Annotated in this window: 17 protein-coding genes; 7 read left to right on the forward strand and 10 right to left on the reverse strand. The window is 37.3% G+C overall.

What is annotated here, in order from left to right; all coding sequences use genetic code 11:
• Positions 1-336 precede the first annotated feature (336 nt).
• The 5 genes from CRT24_RS06180 to CRT24_RS06200 all read right to left on the reverse strand — a co-directional run bounded on the left by CRT24_RS06180 (position 337) and on the right by CRT24_RS06200 (position 8,501).
• Positions 337-4,089 (reverse strand): ATP-binding protein, encoded by a 3,753-nt coding sequence (locus tag CRT24_RS06180; protein ID WP_099370366.1) that lies wholly within the window; start codon positions 4,087-4,089, stop codon positions 337-339.
• Between the two features lie 83 nt (positions 4,090-4,172).
• Positions 4,173-4,949 (reverse strand): succinate dehydrogenase/fumarate reductase iron-sulfur subunit, encoded by a 777-nt coding sequence (locus tag CRT24_RS06185; RefSeq protein ID WP_180269074.1) that lies wholly within the window; start codon positions 4,947-4,949, stop codon positions 4,173-4,175.
• 46 nt (positions 4,950-4,995) lie between these two features.
• Complete coding sequence (locus CRT24_RS06190) at positions 4,996-6,930, reverse strand: fumarate reductase/succinate dehydrogenase flavoprotein subunit (protein ID WP_099370367.1); 1,935 nt, start codon at positions 6,928-6,930, stop codon at positions 4,996-4,998.
• Positions 6,931-6,979: 49 nt separating this feature from the next.
• Positions 6,980-7,759, reverse strand: coding sequence for a succinate dehydrogenase cytochrome b subunit (locus CRT24_RS06195; protein ID WP_099370368.1), 780 nt, complete (start codon positions 7,757-7,759; stop codon positions 6,980-6,982).
• A gap of 163 nt (positions 7,760-7,922) precedes the next feature.
• Positions 7,923-8,501, reverse strand: coding sequence for a porin family protein (locus CRT24_RS06200; RefSeq protein ID WP_099370369.1), 579 nt, complete (start codon positions 8,499-8,501; stop codon positions 7,923-7,925).
• Between the two features lie 71 nt (positions 8,502-8,572).
• Between CRT24_RS06200 and CRT24_RS06205 the strand changes: the two genes are divergently transcribed.
• From CRT24_RS06205 to CRT24_RS06235, 7 genes are all read left to right on the forward strand, one after another.
• A complete protein-coding gene (locus CRT24_RS06205) occupies positions 8,573-8,788 on the forward strand; it encodes a hypothetical protein (RefSeq protein WP_099370370.1) in 216 nt (71 codons plus the stop codon).
• A 7-nt stretch (positions 8,789-8,795) separates the two neighbouring features.
• The gene (locus tag CRT24_RS06210; protein WP_099370371.1) at positions 8,796-9,137 is read left to right on the forward strand and encodes a tRNA-binding protein; all 342 of its coding nucleotides are present in this window, start codon (positions 8,796-8,798) and stop codon (positions 9,135-9,137) included.
• Positions 9,137-9,613 carry a nucleoside deaminase gene (locus tag CRT24_RS06215; RefSeq protein ID WP_099370372.1) on the forward strand — a complete coding sequence of 159 codons (477 nt, stop codon included), beginning with the start codon at positions 9,137-9,139 and terminating at the stop codon, positions 9,611-9,613. Before CRT24_RS06210 ends, CRT24_RS06215 begins: the two co-directional genes overlap by 1 nt.
• A 91-nt stretch (positions 9,614-9,704) precedes the next feature.
• The gene (locus tag CRT24_RS06220) at positions 9,705-10,319 is read left to right on the forward strand and encodes a superoxide dismutase (RefSeq protein ID WP_099370373.1); all 615 of its coding nucleotides are present in this window, start codon (positions 9,705-9,707) and stop codon (positions 10,317-10,319) included.
• 351 nt (positions 10,320-10,670) lie between these two features.
• On the forward strand, positions 10,671-12,308 hold the full coding sequence (gene pruA / locus CRT24_RS06225; RefSeq protein WP_099370374.1) for an L-glutamate gamma-semialdehyde dehydrogenase: 1,638 nt from the start codon (positions 10,671-10,673) through the stop codon (positions 12,306-12,308).
• Positions 12,309-12,782: 474 nt separating this feature from the next.
• Entirely contained in the window at positions 12,783-14,264 is a 1,482-nt protein-coding gene (locus CRT24_RS06230) for a DUF5687 family protein (protein ID WP_099370375.1), read from the forward strand.
• 20 nt (positions 14,265-14,284) lie between these two features.
• The gene (locus CRT24_RS06235; protein ID WP_099370376.1) at positions 14,285-14,983 is read left to right on the forward strand and encodes an ABC transporter ATP-binding protein; all 699 of its coding nucleotides are present in this window, start codon (positions 14,285-14,287) and stop codon (positions 14,981-14,983) included.
• A gap of 131 nt (positions 14,984-15,114) precedes the next feature.
• On the opposite strand, the gene CRT24_RS06240 is transcribed toward CRT24_RS06235, so the two are convergent.
• From CRT24_RS06240 to CRT24_RS06260, 5 genes are all read right to left on the reverse strand, one after another.
• A complete protein-coding gene (locus tag CRT24_RS06240) occupies positions 15,115-16,299 on the reverse strand; it encodes a metallophosphoesterase (protein WP_099370377.1) in 1,185 nt (394 codons plus the stop codon).
• Positions 16,300-16,416: 117 nt separating this feature from the next.
• Entirely contained in the window at positions 16,417-17,442 is a 1,026-nt protein-coding gene (gene recA / locus CRT24_RS06245) for a recombinase RecA (protein WP_099370378.1), read from the reverse strand.
• A 141-nt stretch (positions 17,443-17,583) separates the two neighbouring features.
• On the reverse strand, positions 17,584-18,246 hold the full coding sequence (gene nth, locus CRT24_RS06250) for an endonuclease III (protein WP_099370379.1): 663 nt from the start codon (positions 18,244-18,246) through the stop codon (positions 17,584-17,586).
• Between the two features lie 92 nt (positions 18,247-18,338).
• Positions 18,339-18,530, reverse strand: a complete 192-nt coding sequence (locus CRT24_RS06255; RefSeq protein WP_144034516.1) for a hypothetical protein — start codon at positions 18,528-18,530, stop codon at positions 18,339-18,341.
• A 65-nt stretch (positions 18,531-18,595) separates the two neighbouring features.
• Positions 18,596-20,221, reverse strand: a complete 1,626-nt coding sequence (locus CRT24_RS06260; RefSeq protein ID WP_099370381.1) for a S8 family peptidase — start codon at positions 20,219-20,221, stop codon at positions 18,596-18,598.
• Positions 20,222-20,227: the final 6 nt, after the last annotated feature.

Below are 20,227 nucleotides of genomic sequence, written 5' to 3' on the forward strand. Positions count from 1 at the left end.
CAGGTAAGATTGACACAATCAAGAGCATGCTTTGCAAAAGATCTAAGAGCATTCCTTACACATTTCAATGGCATCCGATAATATACCCATATATACCAATGTCATTAATTTTAGCGTGTTAAACAAACATTCCAAGCTGATGGCGTTGTGTTGGATGTGATTCGCCGTGGTTGGTGAAAGCACCTACCACTATTGTTTTTAAATCATAAAAGAATGTGTCATCTTGAGCTTTAGCTCAAGAAACTATTTTGTCGCTTTATGTTATAAAGTGTGAGAGTCCTATCAAATTCCTTGCACTACAAAATAATCATCCGACCATTTTATGGTCCGTTTTTATTAATACTGTGTTTCTTTGTAAACTGGAAGAATGATTGTGAATGTTGTTCCGATTCCTTCGAATGTTACGAATGATATATCGCCATGCATTGACTCTACGGTTTTTTTGACAAATGCCAATCCTAAGCCAGTACCGGAGCTTTTGGTCGTAAAGTTTGGTTGGAATATTTTAGGAATTACATCCCCTGGGATTCCCATACCGTTGTCTTTGACTATGATTTTGATTTTATCAACATCGAGGTATTCGACCAGAATGCTAATAAGGTGTTTTTTACGGCCTATTGAGGCTTCTATTGAGTTCTTGATCAGATTATTGAAGGATCTGAGAAGTTGGTCCTTATCGCCTAAAACATACACTGCTTCATCATCCGTATTGTTGATGATCTTAATGTATGTATTGTGGTTATTGTGGTATACGTTTGCTGACTTGTTGATTTTTTCGATAATATTAATCTTCGCAAGGTTTGTATCAGGGAGTTTCGCAAAATTGGAGAACTCTGTTGCGATCTTGCTTAAGCTGTTTATCTGTTCGATAAATGAGTTTGATATTTTGAAAAAACGTTCTTCAAACCTTGGGTCATTTTCGGTATAACTTCGGTTCAGTTGTTGAATTCCCAATTTCATTGGGGTGAGGGGGTTCTTGATTTCATGTGCGATTTGTTTTGCCATTTCGCGCCATGCGTATTCCCTTTCCGCATTCAACAGTTGTTTGGCATTTTCTTCCAATTTCACGATCATAAAATTGTATTCCTTTATTAATGCACCGATTTCATCATCTCTTTCCCAATAGAGTGGTTCATTTGGTTTATTGCTGAAGATAGTTTGCGAAAGCTTTTTCCCGATTAAGTTCAAAGGTTTGGTAATCGAGTTGGCAACCATAACTGTTAAAAAGCCTAGACCTAATATAATAATGGTATAAATATTCAATAAGGTATTCAACAATAAGTTCTGGCTTTCATTTTCCTCTTCAACAGAGGTAAAATATGGAATGTTCAAGAACAATATATTATTGTACTGGTTATTTTTGATAGTTGCGTAACTAGAATTGTATTCAAAATTCAATATTCTTTCCTTGTTGAAGGAATCAGTTTTCTTTAAAACGTTTAGGTTATTGAATGCTATAGGATTAATGAATTTTGACACTAAACCCATATCATATATTTTGGGCTGTGATGAAAATATCAGTTTACCGTTTTTATTATAGAGGTTGATATCAGTCACTGATTTTTCTGAGAACTCTTTCACGAATTCTTGGATTTGAGTTTCCGTTAGATTGTCAGAAGATTGGATTTTGTTTTCAATTTTTTTGACAACATCCATTATGTAACTCAATCTCTGTTGCACCTTAGATTTCTCTAACTGTCCAGATATACTGATAAAGGAGATTAAACCAGAGATTACAATTGCGAAAATTACGACCCCAATGATCATGGTTTGAATCCTGGTACTATACTGAATCCTGTTTATGATGAGCTTAAAATGGTATCGGATACTTCTAACATTGAATGATTTTTGAGTAATTGTGCTGAAGAAATATTTGATACTGTCAAAAATCAAGAAGCATATATATAGACATAAAAATAAGAAAGAGAATACGGCGACTGACTGCCATAAGCTCAGCTGCGGTGTACTTACCACCAAGGTTGTATTCTCATCCGGTTTATATACTACATTGAAGAACCCGTTATAATCTTCTACATTTACGTACTCTTCGACTTTACCACCAAACATTTCGTCTTTGTTGGGATAGGTGAATGCGCCATTTTGTGTGACTAGCGCACCGTCTCTATAGAGTGCAAAAGAAGTTGCATTACTTTGGTAACCTCTAATAAATTCAACTTTACTATCCGAAAGGATTTCCGGATAAGGCAATGAAGTGCCGTATGCTCTGTTTTTAAGATTTAAGAACACTTGTACGACTTGATCTTCAGCTTCATTGATAGGAATGTCAAACTGTAGAAAATATTCATGTGTTCCCAAATCACTTCGGACACGATAGAAGTGTTCTGTTTGCTGAACTTTTGTGGATTTATTGATTACTTTCTCACGATATTCATCAATTTTATTATTGTCATAAGAACCTAGCGGTTTATTATTATAATAATAAAATGCGCTGAATTCGAATTTTGATAAATAACCGCTGAAGTAGGTGTTCTTGATATAATCATTGATAATATCGGTCTGGGTATTTGGCAGACTGATTGCAAATGATTGTCTCAATCCTTCATCGGCAACGATCCTTTTCTCCAAATCGACGAATAGAGCTGTGGCATTAAGGTCATCCTCAGCTTCCAATTGGTTGACCGTCACTTTCATTTCCCTTTCTACTTTTTCCTCCAAGCTTCTGGTGTATACAGAGGTAGTCATAAATGCCAAGAAAACTAAAGTCAAGATAAAGGTAGACATTGAAAGATGAACCCTTACTTTACTATAAGCCCTTAGCATAATCACACCGGCTAGGAATATATTGAAGAAAGTATTTTCCCCAATCAGGATAGCATTTAGTATTATCGAAGTTACTAGTGCAATCAATTGAATGTTAAGGAAAGATGTGGTATTAGGTAATATAGATTTTAATATATTGACTACGGTGTCTATAAAATAAAGTAGGATCACCATATTGATACACATGATCAATATATTGAACCAACTGTATGAATTGAATGATAGGAGGTTTGTCAGATCAAGAGTAACGGCAGTACTGTTCGTTATCAGGGTTGATAAGTGGAAAAACAGGAGGTTACTGATAAAATAGATCGATAGTATTGCGATCAAAGAAACTATTGTGGATAAATTTGCCGATAGGTTCTTTAGTCTAATCTTGAGGTAAGGTTGAATTGCACGGAAATAAAATACGAGCCATCCAACCAGTATAGTTGTCATAAAGAATCCCCATAGGTTAGGCAACAGAGGGCTGTAAGCGTAATATTTGGGGTCAAAGAGACCAATACTTGAAGTCGTTGCTAACCAGTTTGTATTCAGATCGACATACCTTGTCAATACCAGGGTCAATGTGAAAAATATCAAGGAAAACCAAGGTTTACCTCTTTTAGCAATCATTAAGCAAATATTGTTTACCAGGATTAAGAAGCAGATACATGCGAACACCCAACATATAAATTGGATATCCATGAAGATATTATCTTGTTTTCCTTGGTTTAATTTTACAGAGAACAGATAAGATCCATTTTTGCTGTAAATATTCTTGATGTTCTCCGAATCCGTATAATCAGCTATTGTAAGATTATTTGTGTTAATAAGATCTTTGAAGAAGTGATTTTCGAGATATTGATTGGTTATGGAGAAGTGTGTTTTTATTGGTATTAGAGCGAGTACAGATGTATTTGCTGTTAGGTTTTTCCTTTTGATAATAAAGGATCGATTGTCTTCTTGGATGAAGACGACGTCCGACTGTATTCCCCCATCTGTTAGCGGTACATAGATGTTATTGCTCCAAAATATGGGTTTATGATCTTTGTATATATAGAAGAATATCTTGTGCTTATCGGCGTATTTATTGGTTGCATCGAGAACTTGAGTAGGGTATACCTCAACATTCACGAAAGCTTTCATTAGGTTGGAATCAGCAAAGAGGTCGTCAACGATTTCCTCGTATTTATGAATGCTGTTTGAAAGAGTTCTTGTATCTAATTCTAACATGTCATCCTTGGTAATCATGTTGTTTATCATGATTGCCGTTGCCAAGAAGGATACTGTTAGGATTAGTAAAAGTATTCTTATTTTGTTACCCATTTAATTTGTTTTTCCGAAGGGTAAATATAATAAAAAACTCCTCGCAATTACCATTACGAGGAGTTTTAAAGAGAAATTCACGCTTAGTGTTGGTGAACGTCTTCTTGACGGAAGAATTTTGCCGTAAAATATTCGCGGTTCATTCTTGCGATATTAGTCAATTTAATGCCTTTAGGACATTCTGCTTCACAAGCTCCTGTGTTCGTACAGTTTCCGAATCCTTCAGCATCCATTTGGTCTACCATTGCTTGCGCACGTTCGTAGCGTTCAGTTTGACCTTGAGGCAATAGTGCAAATTGGGAAATCTTAGCAGAAACGAACAACATTGCAGAAGCGTTTTTACAAGCTGCAACACATGCTCCACATCCGATACAAGTAGCGGATTCGAATGCTTCGTCAGCTACTCTTTTAGGGATAAGGATATCGTTTGCATCTTGAGGTCCACCTGTGTTGATATTGATGTAACCACCTGCTTGTTGAATTCTGTCGAAAGAAGTTCTGTCAACAGCTAAGTCTTTCAATACAGGGAATGCAGCAGCTCTCCACGGTTCGATTACGATGGTTTGTCCATCATGGAAAGAACGCATGTGTAACTGACAAGTTGTAATGCCGTATTTAGGGCCATGTGGGCGTCCGTTGATCACTAGGGAGCACATTCCACAGATACCTTCACGACAGTCATGATCAAAATAAATTGGATCTTCACCTTTGCGAGTCAAGTCTTCATTCACCACGTCAAGCATTTCTAAGAAAGACATATCATCAGCGATGTCTTTAGCTTGGATCGTTACGAATTGACCTTTGTCATTTGAGTTTTTTTGACGCCAAACTTTTAGCGTTAAATTCATATGTGCACTCATAATAATATTTTTGAGTATGCAATGGCTTCGTTAGAAGCCATTGAGCTTATTTATAACTTCTTTGTGTTAACTTAACGTTTTCGAATATCAATGGTTCTTTGTGCAATATTTCCGGTTGGTTATCACCGTTGTATTGCCAAGCTGCAACATATGCATATTCATCATCATTACGTTTTGCTTCTCCTTCTTCAGTTTGTGATTCTAGTCTGAAGTGACCACCACAAGACTCATTTCTGTTCAAAGCATCGTCAACCATTAATTCTCCTAATTCCAAAAAGTCTGCAACGCGTCCAGCTTTTTCCAACGACATGTTCAATTCTTCGTTAGCACCTAATACGCGAGCATCAGTCCAGAATTCTTTGCGCAATTCTTGGATCAATCCTTTAGCTTTTTGTAATCCTTCAGCAGTACGAGCCATTCCACAGTATTCCCACATGATATGGCCTAGTTTTTTATGGATATCATCTACTGTTTTAGAACCATTAAGTGCCAATAATTTGTTGATTCTATCCTCAACATCTTTACGAGTTTGTTCGAATGCTGGATTATTTTTGTCTACTGGTTTGAAGTTTCCGATTTTTGCTAAGTAATCACCTACAGTGTAAGGAATAACAAAGTAACCATCTGAAAGACCTTGCATCAATGCAGAAGCACCTAAGCGGTTAGCACCGTGGTCTGAGAAGTTTGCTTCACCCAAACAATAAAGTCCAGGTACGGTAGTCATCAAGTTGTAATCAACCCATACACCGCCCATAGTATAGTGAACAGCCGGGTAGATACGCATTGGTTGCTCATATGGGTTTTCGTCAGTAATTTGATAGTACATGTCGAATAAGTTACCATATTTAGCTTCAACTACATCTCTTCCTAAGCGTTGGATTGCTTCAGCAAAGTCCAAGAATACCGCTACTCCAGTTTTACCAACACCACGTCCATCGTCTACCATTTCCTTCGCGTTACGAGAAGCAACGTCACGAGGTACTAGGTTACCGAATGAAGGGTATTTTCTTTCCAAGAAGTAATCACGGTCATCCTCTTTAATATCTTTAGGCTTGATTTCTCCTTTACGAAGTTTTTCAGCTAATTCTACCTTTTTAGGAACCCATACACGTCCATCATTACGTAATGATTCGGACATCAAGGTTAATTTAGATTGGTGGTCACCAGTTACTGGGATACAAGTAGGGTGAATTTGAGTATAGCAAGGGTTTGCGAAGTAAGCACCACGTTTGTGTGCTCTCCAAGCAGCCGTTACGTTACATCCCATTGCATTTGTTGACAAGAAGAATACGTTTCCATATCCACCAGTACAAAGCAATACGGCATGTCCTTCGTGTGCTTCGATTTCACCAGTCACCAAGTCACGAGTTATAATTCCTTTCGCTTCGCCATCGATTTTCACTAAATCAAGCATTTCGTGGCGAGTATAAGATTTTACTTTTCCTTTTTCTATTTGACGGTTAAGAGCAGAATAAGCGCCTAACAATAATTGTTGTCCAGTTTGACCACGTGCATAGAAAGTACGCGATACCTGAGCACCCCCGAAAGAGCGGTTATCTAATAAACCACCGTATTCACGAGCAAAAGGTACACCCTGAGCGACACATTGGTCGATGATATTACCAGATACTTCAGCCAGACGGTAGACGTTTGCTTCACGCGCACGGTAGTCACCACCTTTGATTGTATCGTAGAACAAACGGAAAACAGAGTCACCGTCGTTTTGGTAGTTTTTAGAAGCGTTGATACCACCTTGCGCTGCGATAGAGTGCGCGCGTCTAGGTGAATCTTGGTAACAGAAAGTTTTAACGTTGTAGCCTAGTTCAGCTAAAGCAGCAGCAGCAGATGCTCCTGCCAAACCTGTACCAACAACGAGAATGGTAAACTTACGTTTGTTGGCTGGGTTTACCAGCTTCATTTCAAATTTATGTTTGGACCATTTTTCGGCCAATGGGCCTGAAGGTACTTTTGAATCTAACATATCCTTTATTTATTTATAAGATCTTGCGTGAGCTTAATCTGTAAATAACCTATTTAACAAAATAAAAATACAATGGCATTGCAGCGAAAAGGATCGGGATAATGATACCGAATACCCATACACCGATAGCTCTGATAATTCCATTGTAGCGTCTGTGGTTGAAACCAATCGTTTGAAATGCTGATTGGAAACCATGGATCAAGTGGAATGCTAATGCAGCCATACCGATAACATACAAACCAACCAACAATGGGTTTTTGAATGTTTCTTCCACCTGTCTGTATAAATCTTTGGATTTGATTACTTCTACACCATTTTCAGGGTATTCAACATATCCATTGTAATCAGAAGGGATATCGTCCAATTTGACAACTTCTTGATTTCCAGTTGCTAGTTCCGTACGGTACTCTACATATGGAGTTGTTCCGAACTTGTACTGATACCAAAAGTTTTGCATATGCGTAACAATGAAAATTAATAGGATCGTTCCTAAAATTCCCATGTTGCGAGAGTTCCATGCACTGTTTGCTTTACCATCATACTGGTTGTATCCAATAGGTCTTGCTGCTTTATTCTTAGTAGTTAAGATCAATGCATAAACCGCGTGGACAATGATAGAAAGATAAAGTAAGTAGGATACTACTTTAATAGGGGTAAAGTGGGTCATGAAATAAGCGTATTTGTTAAACGCATACCCCGCATCATCTTTGAATAGTTGTAAGTTACCAATCAAGTGAACAATTAAGAAAGTACATAAGAACAATCCCGTCAAGCTCATGATTAGTTTCTTCCCTAGTGAAGATGTTAATACTGGCTTTGATTTACTCATTATTACTATGAATTTAATTTAAGTACGCAAATCTATCTATTTGGTGACACAAAAATGAGATTTATATATAAAAAAGGCCTAATTTAGAATGGTTCTAATTTCTACTAAAAAAATAGGCCTGATTTTTATCAAATCAGGCCTTAAATTTTTAGTTCTTTATCTATTATAAGAATGCATATCCCAATCCAATTGACCACATGCTGATCTTTTGTTTATGGTTAGCATCTTGGCTAATGTTATTCAATCCATGCTCATATCTCAAATCGATTGTAAATTTGCTGATATCTGCACCGACACCACCGATGATACCAGTAGATGATTTTTTGTATGTATCAGGGTCAGTCACTTGAGATACTTTTCCGTCATGAGCGAAAGAGAACACTGGTCCTGCTTGAATACGTACACCTACAGGTCCTAAACCAATTCTAGTACCTAAAAGGATTGGCATATCTAAACTTTTGAAAGTTGCTTCGCCATTTTGACCATCTTCGGTTTCGTATCCAGCGTTTTTTTGTGCGTAATAAAGTTCCGGTTGCACGTGGAATCCTGCGATTCCTACACGTCCCCATAGACCTGCTTGGAAACCTGCTTTAGTATCTGAATTCAACCATTTTCCTTCTGATTTTAGACTCGAGAAGTTTACTGCGCCTTTAATACCTAATTTGAAGCTAGGTAATAATTGAGCTTGCGTAGCCTGAACGCAAAAGAATAAGGCAGCTAATCCAAGTAAGATTTTTTTCATGTCAAAAATTTATATATTTACTAATTCCAAACACTAAAATAGAAGTTTTTATTCAATTAGCGTAAATCAATATGTACAATTTTAAGATTCGTGCCAATGAATGGCCTATCCTCAAACTTAAATTGCAAAGAAAATATAATCATCTTACGGATGCCGACTTGGAGTTTCAAGAAGGGCAAGAAGATGATTTATTAAGGCGTTTAGCAAAACGATTAAACCGTAATATAGATTATGTTATTTTCACGCTTTCAAAAGAAATGGTAGAATTAGACTCGAATCGACTATAATCAAAACATGGATAAATTGATTAGTTGGGAAGATTTTGAGCAAGTAGACCTTCGTGTAGGAACTATTCTGGAGGTTTCTGATTTCCCAAAAGCCAGGAGGCCCGCCTATCAATTGCATATTGATTTTGGTCCAGAGATCGGAATATTAAAATCGTCGGCTCAAATCACCTATCATTATACCAAGGAGACTTTAGTAGGCAGGCAAGTAGTTGCAGTTGTTAATTTTCCGAAAAAGCAGATTGCGAATTTTATGTCGGAATGTTTGGTAACAGGTTTTGAGGATGAGCATGGTGAAATAGTGTTAACAAGTGTGGAACAGCAGGTTCCGAATGGATCCAAGTTGAAGTAATGAAGATTTATAATTTCGAAGAAGATTTAGACCGTCCAAGTCCAAGTTTGGATGAACAATATATGCAGGAGGCGTTAAAGCTTGCCAAGCGTGCCTTTGAGGAAGATGAGATACCAATTGGTGCGATCGTTGTATCGAATGGTAAAATTATCGGTAAGGGGTACAATATGACAGAGCGATTGAACGATGTAACTGCCCATGCGGAGATGCAGGCATTTACTGCTGCGGCAAATTTTCTTGGCGGTAAATATTTGAAAGATTGCACGTTATATGTGACTGTTGAACCCTGTGTCATGTGTGCCGGAGCGAGCTATTGGACACAAGTGAGCAAGATTGTGTATGGAGCAAGAGATGACAAAAGAGGCTATTCTACCATTGCGGAAAAAATCATTCATCCCAGGACTATTGTTCAATCAGGGGTTCTCGAGCGAGAGTGTGCTGAACTTATGATGTCGTTTTTCCGTAATAAACGTTGAGTTATCCACAAAATGGACGTAAACGAAACAAAAACGCCTCTAAATTGTTATATTCGTATTATTGATAATTAATAAATAAAATATAAACGTTATGGCATTTACATTAGAACCATTACCTTACCCAGCGGACGCATTAGAACCATCAATCGATAAAGAAACAATGATTATTCATCACGATCGTCACCATCAAGCTTATGTTGACAATTTGAATAAAGCTATTGCAGGTACTGATGCAGAGAATCTTTCATTGGAAGAGATTCTTAAAAATGTAAGCAAATATCCAGCTGCGGTTCGCAACAATGCAGGTGGTGTTTGGAATCATGATTTATTTTGGAAGGTTTTAGGTCCAAACGCTGGTGGCGAGCCTACTGGTGAATTGGCAGAAGATATTAACGCTACTTTTGGTTCATTTGATGACCTTAAGAAAAAACTACAAGAAGCAGGTGCTGGAAGATTTGGATCTGGTTGGTCATGGTTGATCGTTGGTGAAGATGGAAAATTAGCAGTTGTTTCCACTCCAAATCAAGACAATCCATTGATGGATGTTGCTGAAGTTAAAGGTACACCAATCTTTGGAATCGACGTTTGGGAACATGCTTATTACTTAAAATACCAAAACAAGCGCCCGGCCTACTTAGAAGAAATCTTCAATGTAGTCAATTGGGATGATGTAGCTAAGCGTTACCAAGAAGCTAAAAAAGGTTAATCTATAATAACGATTAATCACTCGAAGCGGATGTCTGAAGAAGATGTCCGCTTTTTTGTTAAAAGTTTGTTTATTACGCTGTTATCAGTGTTTTTATAGAGTTTATTGAAAAATTTATAAACATTTATTTTGTATCTTTGTGATATAAAATCGAAATATGAACAAAATATGTTTATTATCGGTTGAGATATGTTTTCTCAAGCTTATCTATTATTAGTAATTTCGAAATGAAATTTTAGGGGAATAGCATGAAGGGTATAATTCTTTGTTATATTTAGTTATTTCTCTGTTCTTAAGCATATTATGCTTAGGTTTTTGAGTTTTTTATGAATCAAATTAATATTTATTATTATGTTAAAAGGATTTTTTAACGTTCCTACTCCTACAAATGAGCCTGTATATTCATACGCTCCAGGAACTAAAGAAAGAAGTTTGTTGAAAGAAGCTATTGCGGCTGCAAGAGCCTCTGAAATTGATATTCCAATGTACATTGGCGGCGAGGAAGTTCGCACGAATAAAAAAGTAAAAATTACTCCTCCTCACGATCACAAGCATGTTTTAGGTTACTTCAACCAAGGAACCAAAGCAAATGTTAAGGACGCTATCGAAGCTGCTTTAGCTGCAAAACCTGATTGGGAAAACTTACCATGGGAGCAACGTGCTGCGATTTTCTTGAAAGCGGCAGAATTGATTTCTACAAAATACCGTTATAAGTTGAATGCAGCAACTATGCTAGGTCAATCAAAGAATCCATACCAAGCAGAGATTGATTCAGCATGTGAGATTGCAGATTTCTTGCGTTTCAACGTGAAATACATGAGTGAGATCTATCAACAACAACCTCCTATCAGTCCAAAGAACGTTTGGAATAGGGTAGAGCAACGTCCTTTAGAAGGATTTGTATTTGCCTTAACACCATTCAACTTTACAGCGATTGCAGGAAATCTACCTACGAGTGCTGCTATGATGGGTAATGTTGTTGTATGGAAACCAGCGAACACACAGATTTATTCTGCGAATGTGTTGATGGAGATTTTCAGAGAAGCGGGAGTTCCTGCAGGCGTTATCAACTTGGTTTATGTTTCAGGTCCAGATGCTGGGGACGTAATCTTCAAGCACCCTGATTTTGCTGGTATTCACTTTACCGGATCTACTGGTGTATTCCAAGATATTTGGAAAACTATTGGTGAAAATATCCACTTGTACAAAACGTATCCTCGTATTGTAGGAGAGACCGGTGGTAAGGACTTTATCTTAGCGCATCCATCTGCTGATCTAGAAGTATTGAATACGGCTTTAGTTCGCGGTGCATTCGAATTCCAAGGACAAAAATGTTCAGCTGCATCACGTGCATATGTGCCTAAATCATTATGGAAAGATTTGAAGAAAATGATGGAGCGTGACATCAAGACTTTCAAAATCGGTGGAACGGAAGATTTCAGCAACTTTATCAATGCTGTAATCGATGAAAAAGCATTTGACAAGATTACCAAATATATCGACAGAGCTAAGAACTCCAAAGATGCTGAGGTTGTGATCGGTGGTGAATATGATAAATCAAAAGGATATTTCATTAACCCAACCGTTATCGTTGCTAAGAAAGCTGACTATGAGACCATGAGTGAAGAGTTGTTTGGTCCAGTTTTAACGATCTTTGTTTATGATGATAAAAAATGGAACGAGACTTTGAAAGTTGTAGACCAGACTTCTATCTACGCCTTGACAGGATCTATCATCGCTCAAGACCGATATGCGATTAACCAAGCGACACAAGAATTGCGCAATGCTGCAGGTAACTTCTACATCAACGATAAATGTACAGGAGCTGTAGTTGGCCAGCAACCATTTGGTGGAGCTAGAGGATCAGGTACAAACGATAAGGCCGGATCAATGATCAACTTATTGCGTTGGGTTTCTCCAAGAACAATTAAGGAGACCTTCAATCCAGATGTTGATTACCGTTATCCATTCTTAGCTGAGGAATTATAAGAATCAGTTCAAAACATTTAGAGATAAGAACCGCCATTGAGAAATGGCGGTTTTTTTTTGACTCTTGTTCCACTCTCCTTCCACTCTCGTTCCACTCTCAGTCCTCTTTCCTTCGGACCTTGTTCGGACCTTGTTCGGGTATTTTCCGAAGCAGCTCCGAACAAGGTCCGAAGGAGGTCCGAACGAGAGACGAAGGAGAGTGGAAGGAGTTACATGTAAGAGATATGAGATGTGAGATATGGGATGTGAGATTTTAGCCACAAGACACAAGACACAAGACACAAGACACAAGACATAAGACACAAGACATAAGACAAAAGACATTAGTATTATGGTAGTTGCTTAATATTGCTTTAAATGCTTGGTATTTTTTATTAAATTGATGCCAGAAGATTGGGGAAAGTTCTCTTCGATTTTCGTTGGCCATTTTGTATGCTACCGATGGCATTTAACCAGATAAAGCTTAAATAATATATGTTCAAGAGATTGTTTTTATTGGAATGGCGTTCATTTTTTCGGTCTGCAGATCTGGGAAAAGGTATTGCGGTAAAGTTGTTGTTGGGCTTTTTGGGGTTATATTTTCTTGTTTCTTTTTTAACCCTGGGCATATCCTTGCATTTTCTATTAAAAGAATTGAAGCCAGATGATGAGCCTATCTACATGGTCAATAAATTTTTATTGATATGGTTTTGTTTCAGCTTTTTCATCCGGGTTATGTTTCAGAAACTTCCATTATTGAACATCAAACCATTGTTGATTCAAAATATTGATAGGAGTACTATAGTCAATTATACCTTATTCAAGACGGTCTACTCGTTTTGTAACTTTCTGTTGTTGGTTACGATCGTTCCATATGTGATCATTACCTCCCGAGTTACTGATTTCTCGAATATCCAGTTGTTGGCTTGGGCAATTGCAGTCATTGGTTTTGAGTATGCCATTAATTTTTTAAATCTCTACATTCAAAAGAATTTCAGCAGCGGATTCAAGAAAGTTATTCCATTTGTAGTAGTTGCCTTGCTATTGTTTTGCTTGGACTATTTCGGTTATTTCTCCATAACTGATTTGTTTGGGTCGTTTTTTACGCTGGTATTGACTTATCCGGTTTTGTTTTTGATTCCTGTTTTGTTAGTATTTCTGACTTATTTTATGCTTTTCAAGGATATACAAAGGAATATGTTTCTTGATGCTTATTTGCAGGTGGAGCGGAGTGAGTTTAAGGCTTATGATTTGGCTTGGACAAATCGTTTTGGTGGTTTGGCTCCATTTTTACAGTTAGATCTAAAGTTGTTATGGCGTTCCAAACGGGCAAGAAATACGGTTATAGTGTGTCTATTGTTTTTAGCGTATGGTTTGATATTTTATACCAATCCGGAATTAAGGGATTCTTCGATGTTGGTATTCGTGGGTATTTTTATCACGGGTATTTTTGTGATCAATTTTGGGCAATTTGTTCCGTCCTGGGACAGTGCATATTATTCGATGTTGATGACCCAGAATATGCCACTTAAACAATACTTAGAATCGAAAGCTATCTTGATGTACATTTCAATAGGGATATTGGCAGTTTTGAGTACGCCCTATTTATATTTTGGTTTAGACATTTTGTGGATCAATATTTCGTGCGCTATTTATAATATGGGGGTTAATGTTCCTTTGATTCTTTATTTTGGGTCGATGAATAAAAAGAGGATTGATTCGGACAATGGAAACTTTTTCAATTATCAGGGTACTGGCGCTGCACAATGGTTGGTTAGTTTTCCATTGATATTGATACCGATAATTATATGGGTTTTAGTCAAGTCTTTCTTTGGTTTACATGCAGCAAATATTGTATTGATAGTTTTGGGAATAATTGGTCTTGCGCTGCGGAATGAAATTATCACGATGATTGCGAAGAAATACAGGGACAATAAATATAAAATGCTAGCAGGTTTTAAAGAGGTAAACAATTAAAAAGATCAATTGATTGAATCATGATTGAAATAAGGAATTTAAGTAAAAGTTATAAAAATGTGGAGGTTTTGAATATTCCGCAATTACATATTGGTAAAGGTGAAAGTGTTGGTTTGGTAGGAAATAATGGTGCTGGTAAGACGACCTTATTCAGTTTAATCCTAGATTTAATTCAACCAGATACTGGGGAAGTATTGTTGAACAAACTTCAAGTTCATGGTCATGATGATTGGAAGAGGTTTACTACTGCTTTTGTTGATGAGAGCTTTTTGATAGGGTATCTAAGTCCTGAGGAGTATTTTTATTTTTTGGGTGAATTGCGAGGAATGAATAAGGTTGATGTGGATTCTTTGGTTTCAGAATATGAAGAATTCTTTAATGGGGAGGTCATAGGAAAACAGGTTTACATCCGGGATTTGTCCAAAGGTAATCAGAAGAAGGTCGGAATTATTGGGGCATTGGTTGGCAATCCTGAGTTAATTATATTGGATGAACCCTTTGCAAATTTAGATCCTAGTACGCAGTTTAGGCTGAAGAATCTGATCAATCGGTTGAAAGAGAGGAAGGATGTAACCCTATTGATATCTAGTCATGATTTATCACATACCGTTGATACTGCTGATCGTATTATTGCCTTGAATAAGGGTGTTGTTGTTAAAGATTCGCTGAAGACAGAGGAGACGTTGGCGGAATTGAATTCGTTTTTTGCGGTTGAATAACGCAAGTCAGGCCGACGAAATGGCCGTCGCGTTAAGACTTGCGCTAGCTTTTGCTGAAGATGGTATAAGGCACAAGTCAGGCCGACGCGCAAATCCGACGCGCTAAGACTTGCGCTAGCAGTATAATTTTTTTAGCCTTTAGTCATTCTGTTGATGATGGTGCCGTCGTCTAGGTTGAGTGATATCTGCAAGTTTTTGGCTGCTGCTGAAATATCGACATAGGTTCTGTTTCCGGCTTTTGGGCCGCCGCCGATGATGACATAGTAATTATGGTTTTGATCGGGAGGGTGGAAGCTATACTTATGTGTATGTCCAGAGATTACTGCATCGACATCATTATTGTTGATGAGTTCATGGAAGCACTGGTGGTTGTGTTTTGTGCCATGCCAATCGTCCGAATGTTGGAATGGAATATGGGTAATCACCAAGGTATGTTTCGCTTCTCTTCTTTCTTTAGACTGCAATACTTTTGCTAACCATTCTTTTTGTTCCAATCTATAGTTATCATAATCGACTGTTCCTCCATATACTTCATGGTCATCTGGTTTGTCTTCGCCACTATCCAAAATGATCCAATAAATAGGTCCCATTCTAAAAGCTTGGTAGAATTTATTTTCTGGGTAGTCAAAGTATCTTTTATAATCCCTGGCAAAACTGCCCCTTGTTTCATGATTTCCTCTAATCATAAGGAAAGGGGTCTTGCTAGCAAATTTTTCTCCTATAGGCTTTAAAAGTTTATCTGTGAGGTCCTGTCGGTTGGTGACATAATGGAATAAATCACCATTTAGAAATACCAGGTCTTTTTTTGCAAGTTTACTTTTATCATACAGATAAGCATAGCTGTCTTTATCTTCATGAATGTCATTCAGAATTAAGCAGTTGATGCTGTCTTGTTTCAAGGTTGGTAATGTAATGTCCAATGGCTCAGATTGAATTTCTTTGCCATATTCGATCTTATAGGGTTCAAATTTTGTTATCTCTTTAGCGGCGACTCTATATTTTAGTTTTCCATTTTTGGTCGGTACTTTAAACTTGAATACTTCGGCATTGGCATTTCTCATTCCGTCTTCCACTTCATAAACTTTGGTGAGGACCTGATTATTTTCATCAAGGACTTCTACCCAAGCGAGACAAGGTTTATTGAAAATTGAACAAACTGTTATAGTGTTGTCGTTTAAATTTTGGAGGTATGGCGGGCATGCGAATTCAAACTCATCGATTTTTACTTCAGCGAATTTGTTGGCGTAGGATGGCGTACTTGCTCCGAGGCCGATTAAGCCTAAGCCTTTTAGGAAATTTCTTCTGTTAAAGCTCATGATATTTTGGTTAGATCGGTATAAAATTAACAAAAAAACAGCAACTAAAATTAGCTGCTGTTCTATATTAACTCCTTTTTTGAAACCTAGCGGAGTTTTTGTAAAAAATGATCTGAACTATTCTTCTTCTTTAAGAGCGACTTGGTCCAAGTCTTGTCCGGTTACTTCTGCTCTGATTTTTGTTTCCAATTCATCCATTAGATCTGGGTTGTCCAACAATAGAGTTTTCACAGCATCACGTCCTTGACCTAATTTAGTATCCCCGTAGCTGAACCATGATCCTGATTTTTTCACGATTCCGTACTCTACACCTAGATCTATAATTTCACCTACTTTAGAAATACCTTCACCGAACATGATGTCGAATTCAGCAATTCTGAAAGGAGGAGCGACTTTGTTTTTCACGATTTTAACTTTTACACGATTACCTGATACTTCATCAGAATCTTTGATTTGTGAAGTACGGCGGATATCCAATCTTACAGAAGCGTAGAACTTCAGCGCATTACCACCGGTTGTAGTTTCAGGGTTACCGAACATCACGCCAATTTTTTCACGCAATTGGTTGATGAATATACAGCAACAGTTCGTTTTTGCGATTGTACCGGTTAACTTACGTAATGCTTGAGACATTAAGCGAGCTTGGAGTCCCATTTTAGACTCACCCATTTCACCTTCGATTTCACCTTTAGGTACCAATGCCGCTACTGAGTCAATTACGATTACGTCGATTGCTCCTGAACGGATTAAATTGTCAGCGATTTCAAGGGCTTGTTCACCATTGTCTGGTTGGGATATCAAAAGGTTTTCGATATCTACGCCTAATTTTTGAGCATAATATTTATCAAATGCGTGTTCAGCATCAATGATTGCTGCTATACCACCTTTTTTCTGAGCTTCAGCTACAATATGAGTTGCCAGGGTTGTTTTACCAGAAGATTCTGGTCCATAGATTTCGATGATTCTTCCTTTTGGAACACCACCAATGCCTAATGCGATATCCAACCCTAATGAACCTGTAGAGATCGATTCAATTGGTTCAACAGCTGAATCCCCAAGTTTCATGATCGTACCTTTACCGTAACTCTTTTCAAGTTTATCTAAAGTAAGCTGTAATGCTTTTAATTTGTCTGAGTTGCTCATATTTTTAGTATAATGTTGTCAAAAATAAATTATAATATTGATATCTACAAATAAAATGCTAAAAAAATTAGTTAATTAATTTTTCTTTTTAAAAATACTTGATTTCTGGGAATAATAAATGAATAAGATGCTATAGAATCGTTAATCTTTTGCTACCACCTTTGCTTTGTAGTTTTTTTCGAAGTATTTACAGAAGTATGTTATTGGGCATATCTCACATTTTGGGGTTCTTGCCAGGCATATATATCTGCCATGTAATATTAACCAATGATGTGCTATTGCTATTGTGTCTTTAGGTAGATGTTTTACCAATTGTTTTTCAGCTGCTAGGGGTGTGGTTGCTCTATTGGTAAGCCCTATTCTCGCTGCTACCCGAAACACATGCGTATCGACTGCCATTGCCGGCTTATGATAAACGACTGATGATATTACATTTGCAGTTTTTCTACCCACCCCTGGCAGTTTAACCAGGTCTTCTACTTTTTCTGGGATTTCTCCATTGAATTCGCTCAATAATTTTTGTGCCATTCCAACAAGATGCTTAGCCTTATTGTTTGGATAGCTGACTGAACGTATATAACTGAATACTTCCTCCACGGAGCTGTTTGCTAGTGATTCAGGATCTGGATATCTTTCAAAGAGTGCTGGTGTAATTTGATTTATTCTTTTATCAGTGCATTGAGCAGAGAGAATTACAGCGATTAGCAATTCGAAGGGATTACTATAGTTTAATTCAGTCTGAGCTTCAGGGTTGTGGGTAGAGAAATACTCAACAAAAGCCTTATAACGTTCTTTTATCAGCATAGACAAAGATAATAATAATTACAGGGAGAAATAAGTGAGAAGTTTGAATAGGTAAAAGCGACGAAGCCATTCTTCTTAGAATGGCTTCGTTATTATAAGTTACTGAAGGTCTTAGAGTAGTTGAGGATATTTTCAATTGTTCTGTCTTCTGGATCTTTAGACAATTGTTGTATGCAACTTTTGATTTTTTCCTCGAATGATAATTCAAGATTGTTTTCTTGAATTATACCTGAAAGTTGACCTTCGTAATTTACTTCTTTAATGTTAGTAGAGTTTTCGACCATAAGCATCTTGTTTTTCTTTCTAAACGCAAGATACTAAGCAATATTGTGAAAAATTTAACATTTTTTTACTTTTTTTTCGAAACTAATTTATTAGCCTCTTCAATTGCTTTGTAAGCATTGACAATTCCTCCGCTTACACTTATTTCATCAAGATAAACTCTTTTAGAGCCACCTTCAGACTTCACTTTTACTTTTTGGTCTACCTTTGTTACAGATTTCATAATTACTTCTTTTACCTGTTCTGCAGTTAATGTTGGGTAATACGCTCTGATCATTGCTGCTAACCCAGCTACGACTGGGGCTGCCATACTTGTTCCTTGGTTTTCTTTGTATTTAGATTCCGGAATTGTGGAGTTAATTTTGACACCTGGAGCAAATACATCTACACTGCGATATCCATAGTTTGAGAATTCAGCTAAAAGATCAGAATCTTGTTTTAGGCCCGTTGCTCCGACCGTAATCCAATTTTTGGCTTCACCCACTACAGCATCTAGGCTGTCAGTAAAATATTTAGTAGGGTAATTTTTCTCTTTATCATTGTCTTGGGCGTCATTACCAGCAGCATGTACTAACAATACGTCTTTAGATTCTGCATATTTCACTGCATCGTCTACTGTTTTTTTGTTATACACATATCCTTTACCAAAGCTCATGTTGATTACTTTAGCTCCGTTATCTACGGCATAACGAATTCCATTCGCTACGTCTTTGTCGCGTTCATCACCATTAGGGACTAAACGCACTGCCATAATCTGAACATTGTCTGCAACACCGTTCACTCCTTTGTTATTATTACGTTTTGCACCAATGATACCTGCTACGTGCGTTCCGTGTTCAGCATCTGGACCTTTTACGTCATTATTTCCATAGATACGTTCAGATGCGTCTTCATAATTATCTCCTACGATACCTCTAGGGTCGAATTCTTTGTTTAAGTGAAAATCCGCTTGATCAGTGAAATATTTAACACCGTCAGATACATCGTTATAGAATTTCTCGAAAGAGCCATTATCCAATTCTTTCTTAGCTACTCTGATGACCATTTTTTGGCGGTCAGAAGTTGTTTGATAAGCATCTAAGTCAGCTTTGGTAATATCTTTTACATCCTTACCAATTGTTTTTACGATTCCATCCAATTCAGTTTTCAGTCCACCGTAATTCACTTTACCAAAAGAAGCTTCTTCCATTTTGGTTGTATAATCGGTGATCATTTTTTGGTAAGCCACGAACTCTCTTCTTTCTTTTTCGGATAGCGGAGTTGAAGGTAGGACAGAAATATATTTTGGTTCGTAGATTCTAATCAATCGAGTAACTTCTAGATTGTCTTGGTCTACATTTTTACCATCTTTTCCACCTATGAAGTTCCATCCATGTACATCGTCGATATATCCATTGCCATCATCATCCTTTCCATTTCCTGGAATTTCTTTAGGGTTTGTCCACAATACATCTTTGAGGTCTTCATGTTGGATGTCGACACCACCATCTAGTACAGCCACAATTACTGGGTTTGCTTTTTTGCCTTTCAATAATTCTTGAGCTTTTTCGGTACTTATACCCATGTACCCGTCTTTTTGGAAATCCAGATTATACCAGTTTTCTGGGGTTTTAGATGTTTTATCTTGGCTAAAGCCAAGTGTTGGAAGAATTCCTAAAGCTAAGTAGCACAGAAATTTATTTGTTCCTATCATATTTTT

Source organism: Sphingobacterium sp. 1.A.5 (assembly GCF_002734235.1).
GTDB classification, from domain to species: Bacteria; Bacteroidota; Bacteroidia; order Sphingobacteriales; family Sphingobacteriaceae; genus Sphingobacterium; species Sphingobacterium daejeonense.

What these genes read in the sequence shown, in the direction of transcription:
- pruA (WP_099370374.1), top strand. Translation starts at nt 10,671, where the DNA reads ATGTTAAAAGGATTTTTTAACGTTCCTACTCCTACAAATGAGCCTGTA.
- recA (WP_099370378.1), bottom strand. Translation starts at nt 17,442, where the DNA reads ATGAGCAACTCAGACAAATTAAAAGCATTACAGCTTACTTTAGATAAA.
- CRT24_RS06210 (WP_099370371.1), top strand. Translation starts at nt 8,796, where the DNA reads ATGGATAAATTGATTAGTTGGGAAGATTTTGAGCAAGTAGACCTTCGT.
- CRT24_RS06215 (WP_099370372.1), top strand. Translation starts at nt 9,137, where the DNA reads ATGAAGATTTATAATTTCGAAGAAGATTTAGACCGTCCAAGTCCAAGT.
- CRT24_RS06235 (WP_099370376.1), top strand. Translation starts at nt 14,285, where the DNA reads ATGATTGAAATAAGGAATTTAAGTAAAAGTTATAAAAATGTGGAGGTT.
- CRT24_RS06200 (WP_099370369.1), bottom strand. Translation starts at nt 8,501, where the DNA reads ATGAAAAAAATCTTACTTGGATTAGCTGCCTTATTCTTTTGCGTTCAG.
- CRT24_RS06255 (WP_144034516.1), bottom strand. Translation starts at nt 18,530, where the DNA reads ATGGTCGAAAACTCTACTAACATTAAAGAAGTAAATTACGAAGGTCAA.
- CRT24_RS06195 (WP_099370368.1), bottom strand. Translation starts at nt 7,759, where the DNA reads ATGAGTAAATCAAAGCCAGTATTAACATCTTCACTAGGGAAGAAACTA.
- CRT24_RS06190 (WP_099370367.1), bottom strand. Translation starts at nt 6,930, where the DNA reads ATGTTAGATTCAAAAGTACCTTCAGGCCCATTGGCCGAAAAATGGTCC.
- CRT24_RS06205 (WP_099370370.1), top strand. Translation starts at nt 8,573, where the DNA reads ATGTACAATTTTAAGATTCGTGCCAATGAATGGCCTATCCTCAAACTT.
- CRT24_RS06260 (WP_099370381.1), bottom strand. Translation starts at nt 20,221, where the DNA reads ATGATAGGAACAAATAAATTTCTGTGCTACTTAGCTTTAGGAATTCTT.
- CRT24_RS06220 (WP_099370373.1), top strand. Translation starts at nt 9,705, where the DNA reads ATGGCATTTACATTAGAACCATTACCTTACCCAGCGGACGCATTAGAA.
- CRT24_RS06230 (WP_099370375.1), top strand. Translation starts at nt 12,783, where the DNA reads ATGTTCAAGAGATTGTTTTTATTGGAATGGCGTTCATTTTTTCGGTCT.
- CRT24_RS06180 (WP_099370366.1), bottom strand. Translation starts at nt 4,089, where the DNA reads ATGGGTAACAAAATAAGAATACTTTTACTAATCCTAACAGTATCCTTC.
- nth (WP_099370379.1), bottom strand. Translation starts at nt 18,246, where the DNA reads ATGCTGATAAAAGAACGTTATAAGGCTTTTGTTGAGTATTTCTCTACC.
- CRT24_RS06240 (WP_099370377.1), bottom strand. Translation starts at nt 16,299, where the DNA reads ATGAGCTTTAACAGAAGAAATTTCCTAAAAGGCTTAGGCTTAATCGGC.
- CRT24_RS06185 (WP_180269074.1), bottom strand. Translation starts at nt 4,949, where the DNA reads ATGAGTGCACATATGAATTTAACGCTAAAAGTTTGGCGTCAAAAAAAC.